The sequence below is a fragment of the Albidovulum sp. genome (assembly GCF_049646345.1).
Lineage (GTDB): Bacteria > Pseudomonadota > Alphaproteobacteria > Rhodobacterales > Rhodobacteraceae > Albidovulum.
In genome coordinates this window covers 1-4553 of sequence record NZ_JBARVQ010000253.1, presented here as the reverse complement: position 1 = coordinate 4553, position 4553 = coordinate 1, and the positions used below count along the sequence as shown (strand labels likewise).

Sequence of the window (4553 nt, the reverse complement as noted above, 5' to 3'; positions counted from 1 at the left end):
CGGTCGCAGGACCGCGCCTTTGTTGCAGGCCTTCTGAACAGTCATACCGTTCACGTGGCCCGCACGCCGGTGGTGGAGGGGTTTCTTGCCCATCGTGCAGGTGAGGTCGACGCATTATACGTGAGCGCGGGCGCGCGCCGCAGGGGGATCGGATCCGCGCTTCTTGCCGCGGCCCGCGTCGGGGCGGGTCCGCTCTCGCTCTGGACGTTTCAGGCCAATGATGCAGCGCTTCGGTTCTACGCAGCACAGGGATTCGTCGAAGCCGAACGCTCGGATGGCGCGCGCAATGACGAGCGCCTGCCCGATGTAAGGCTGGTTGAGAACAGGAGAGATGGTCGATGAGCAAACCCAAAGGGCCGCTCCTGATAGAGATGGAGGCCCCCGCGAGTGAAGGTCCCGACCGGGCACCACCGGTGCCCGATGTGGTGCCTGCGCCGGGTGAGGGGCGGGCGATGCAGGCGGTGATCGGCCTTGGTGCGCGGCGGCGTTCGCGGCTCGGCCGGTTCTTCTGGGGCTCTGCGACAGCGCTTTTGGGCTTCGTCATCTCGGTTGCCGCCTGGCGCTTTGTCGAGGGGCTGCTGGCGGCGAACCCGGTTCTGGGCTGGATCGCTGCGATTCTGGTGGGCCTTGTCGTCCTCGCGGCCCTTCTGATCGCCTTGCACGAATGGGCGGCCTATGCCCGTCTGGCGCGACTTGACCGGGTTCATGCGGCGGCAGTTGTAGCAGCGGGATCGGGCGACCTGACAGCGGCGGGGCGGGTGGTTGACGGCCTTGCAGCTTTCTATGCGAAGCGCGAGGATACCGCCTGGGGCCGGGCGCGATTGGCCGAGCGGCGCGGCGATGTCTTCGACGCCGATGCACTTCTGGCTTTGGCCGAGACCGAACTGATGACGCCCATGGACCGTGCCGCGCGGGCCGAGATCGAAGCAGCGGCGCGGCAGGTCGCGATGGTCACCGCCATCGTGCCCTTGGCTTTGGCCGACGTGGCAGCAGCCCTAATCGCCAATCTGCGCATGATCCGAAGAATTGCCGAGATCTATGGTGGAAGGGCGGGGGCCTTTGGAAGCTGGCGGCTGTTGCGCACGGTTCTGACCCATCTGGTCGCGACCGGGGCCGTGGCCGTGGGCGACGATCTGATCCAGTCGGTCGCAGGCGGCGGGCTGCTGTCCAAGCTCTCGCGCCGCTTTGGCGAAGGGGTGATCAATGGCGCGCTGACCGCACGTGTCGGGGTCGCGGCCATTGAGGTCTGCCGCCCCTTGCCCTTCGTCACCCTTCCCAAACCGCGCGTCACCAATCTGGTAAGTCGGGGGCTCGCCGGGCTTTTCGGGGCCGCCAAAGGGGATGGCCCTGGCGGGAAATCCTGACTTCCTTCTCGCCCGTCCTTGGCTATGAATAGGGCGACTCGCCCCGGCAGACGGGCAGCATGAGGGAAGGGACACAAGATGAACGGGCTGGAATTCCTGGGGGTGATCGCGGTTCTTGCGGTGCTCGCTTTGCCCATTGCTGTCATCGTGCTTCTGGTTGCGGTGTCAAAACTCAAGGGGCGTGTGGCCGGGCTAGAGCGGGATGTCGCAGCCCAGCACGCAGAGCTGCGATCCGCGTTGGAGCGGGGCGTGCAGCGGCCCGGACCTGCCACTCTTCAGGCGGATGTGCCGGAACCGCCCACTGCTGAACCCGAGGTCCCGGCCGCACCCGAACCGCCCCGTGCGCCGGAAATACCCGCCCGCGTGGAGGAACCCGCAGCGCCGGTCGCCGCCAGCGGCCCATGGTTGCCCGGCAATGCCGCAGACGCGCCGCCGATCAGTCCCGCCCGTCCGGCCCCGCCGCGCGTATCGGCGCTCGGCGAATGGCTGAAGGTGAACTGGGTCTATGCGGTCTCGGCGATCTCGCTGGCGCTCGCCGGGATCTTCTTTGTCCAGTACGGGATCGAGAACGGCCTCTTGCCACCGCCGGTGCGGGTGATGGCGGCGATCCTCTTTGGGGCTGCCCTGATCGGCGCGGGCGAATGGGTGCGCCGCCGCTGGGGTGACAGTGAGAATGACGCGACTGCCTATCTGCCCTCGACCTTTTCCGGTGGGGGGCTGGTGTCGATCTTCGGTGGCGTGCTGGCCGCGCGTCAGCTTTACGACCTGATCGGATCGGGCACGGCCTTTGCCGGGCTGGTCGCAACCGCTCTTCTGGCCGTCGTTTTGGGCTGGTTCTATGGGCCGTTCCTCGCCGCCGTCGGTCTGATCGGCGCCGCCGCTGCGCCTTTCGTCGTGGGTGGCAGCAGCGACGCGCCTTACTGGCTTTACGGCTACTTCGCCCTGATCGCGGGGGCTGGGCTTGCCGTCGATACGATCCGGCGCTGGGCCTGGGTCTCGGTGCTGGCGCTGGTGCTCGGTTACACAGGCAGCGCCATGGTTCTGGCCGGGACCGGTGGGGCGGGATGGTTCAGCTTCACGCTTGTGGCGCTGGCGGCACTGGCGATCTGCATTCCGGCGCGGGGGATGCCGGACCATGATGGCGCGATGGTGATCGGGATGATCCGCTCGGGCCGCAAGGATCGGCCGATCTTCCCCACCTTGCTGGCCGGGGGCGCCGTCGCGGCGACGAGTGTTGCACTGCTCTTCCTGCCGAGCGGCAATGCGGCGGAAAGCACGCTTGTCTTCCTTTGCCTTGCCGCCTTGACGCTGGCCCTGACGATCTGGTCGGCCAAGGGCGCGCCCGCCCTGTCCGACCTGACGCTCTTGCCCGCTGCGGCCTATCTGCTCCGCCTTGGCTTCGAGGGGATGGACCGCTGGCCGCTCGCCCGCGACTTCGCGGCCAAGGCGACCCATCTGCGCGAACCTGAAACCGCCGCGCCGATGACGGCGGCTTTGCTGCTGGGCCTGGCGCTGGCCATGACGATGATGGCCGCCGTTGCGAGCAACGGGGCCGGGCGGCTGAAACCTTTCTGGGCTGCAGGTGCGGCGCTGGTGGCACCCCTGGCGGCCCTGGTGTTGGAGCTGTTCTGGGCCCCCTCAGCCGTGATCGGGGCCTATGGCTGGGCGCTGCATGTCATCGCTTTGGCCGCACTCATGGTCGGGATGGCGGCGACGTTCGCCCGGGCCGATCAGGGCGACATGCGCCGGGCGGCCTATGCGACCCTTTCGGCGCTCTCGCTGATCGCGCTCGCGCTCTTCCTCCTGACCACCAAGGGCGCCCTGACGCTGGCACTCGCGGCATTGGTGGTCGCCGCCGCATGGCTCGACCGGCGCTTCCGCCTGTCCGAAATGGGCTGGTTCATTCAGGCCGGTGTCATCGTGCTCTCATGGCGGCTGGTGATCGACCCCGGCATGATCTGGGCGGTTGAGGACGCGGCATTGTGGGAGGTCATCGCCTCCTACGGCGGTGCCGCTGCCGCGATGGCGGCGGGGCTCTGGCTGATCGCCGGGCTGGAGCGGCGTGCCGCACGGGTTTTCCTTGAAAGCGCGGGGGCGGCCTATGCAGCACTTTTCGCCAATGTGCTGATCACTCGGCAACTGGTCGATCTGGGCGGCGACTGGCTGATCACGCATTGGTCGCTGACACTGAATGCGCTGCCTTGGCTGATCCTGATGCTGACCCAGTTCTACCGGCTGCAACTGGGTGGTGCCCTGCGCTGGCTGCGCTGGGGGATCGCTGCGGTGGCCGGACTGCTGGGCTTCGGCGGGCTTCTTGTCGCCGTGCTGCCCGCCAATCCGCTTTTCGGACTGATGGGGGGACGCGAGGATCTGGTCCATGGCCCGCTTCTGCTCGATACGCTGCTGGTGGCTTATGCACTGCCGGGGCTTCTGCTGCTGGCGGCCCTCACGCGGCTTGGCCATCTGGACCGCTGGCTGCGCTGGGGGATGATGGGGATCGGGGCGGGGTTGTTGGCGCTTTACGCCGTGCTGGAAATCCGCCGGTTCTGGCGTGGCGCGGATATCTCTTTGCCGGGGATCAGTCAGTATGAGCTTTACAGCTACACCGTTGCGCTGATGACCGTCGGTGCGGCCCTGCTTTATCAGGCCATCGCCCGGCGCTCGCAATTCCTGCGCCGGATCGCAATGGGGGTGATCGGGCTGACCATTGCCAAGGTCTTCCTGATCGACATCTCGGGCCTCTCCGGGCTAACGCGGGTCTTTTCCTTCCTTGCCCTTGGCCTCTCGCTGGCGGGGCTCGCCTTTCTCAATCGCTGGGCCATGGCGCAGCAGGGGGATGAGGATCAGGGGAACGGGTGACCCGCCAGCGGCGGTAGAAAATCGCCGCCGACCAGCCGGGACAGAAATGCGGGCATGGGCGGCATGCGCGAAACAGGCACCAGAAGGTGGTCGCGCAGCAGCGGCAAGACCCGGCTGTCGGATTGGTATTGCGGGGTGAAGGCGCGGCTCATCGCCTGATAAATCCGCACATGCCAGCGCCGCATGGCGGCATAGGCGGCCAGCGGATTGTCCGCATCCGATGCCAGCGCCACTGACAGTGCCAATGCATCCCGCACAGCCATGTTCGCGCCCTGCCCACGCGGCGGCGAGGCGCGGGGGGCGGCGTCGCCGATATGGACGATGCCCGCG

General features: G+C 67.5%; 4 protein-coding genes. 3 read left to right on the top strand and 1 reads right to left on the bottom strand.

The genetic code is table 11. The features are described from left to right. From WBB85_RS06010 to WBB85_RS06000, 3 genes are all read left to right on the top strand, one after another. The coding region (locus WBB85_RS06010; protein ID WP_432637725.1) for a GNAT family N-acetyltransferase at positions 1 to 342 on the top strand (342 nt) is incomplete at its 5' end. Further along, positions 339 to 1364, top strand: a complete 1026-nt coding sequence (locus WBB85_RS06005; protein WP_432637724.1) for a YcjF family protein — start codon at positions 339 to 341, stop codon at positions 1362 to 1364. The genes WBB85_RS06010 and WBB85_RS06005, both read left to right, overlap by 4 nt. A gap of 78 nt (positions 1365 to 1442) precedes the next feature. Then, complete coding sequence (locus WBB85_RS06000; protein WP_432637723.1) at positions 1443 to 4223, top strand: DUF2339 domain-containing protein; 2781 nt, start codon at positions 1443 to 1445, stop codon at positions 4221 to 4223. On the opposite strand, the gene WBB85_RS05995 is transcribed toward WBB85_RS06000, so the two are convergent. After that, the coding region (locus WBB85_RS05995) for an FAD-dependent oxidoreductase (protein WP_432637722.1) at positions 4208 to 4553 on the bottom strand (346 nt) is incomplete at its 5' end. The genes WBB85_RS06000 and WBB85_RS05995 overlap by 16 nt on opposite strands.

Coding starts and splice junctions, on each gene's coding strand:
- WBB85_RS06005 (WP_432637724.1), top strand. CDS start 339: ATGAGCAAACCCAAAGGGCCGCTCCTGATAGAGATGGAGGCCCCCGCG.
- WBB85_RS06000 (WP_432637723.1), top strand. CDS start 1,443: ATGAACGGGCTGGAATTCCTGGGGGTGATCGCGGTTCTTGCGGTGCTC.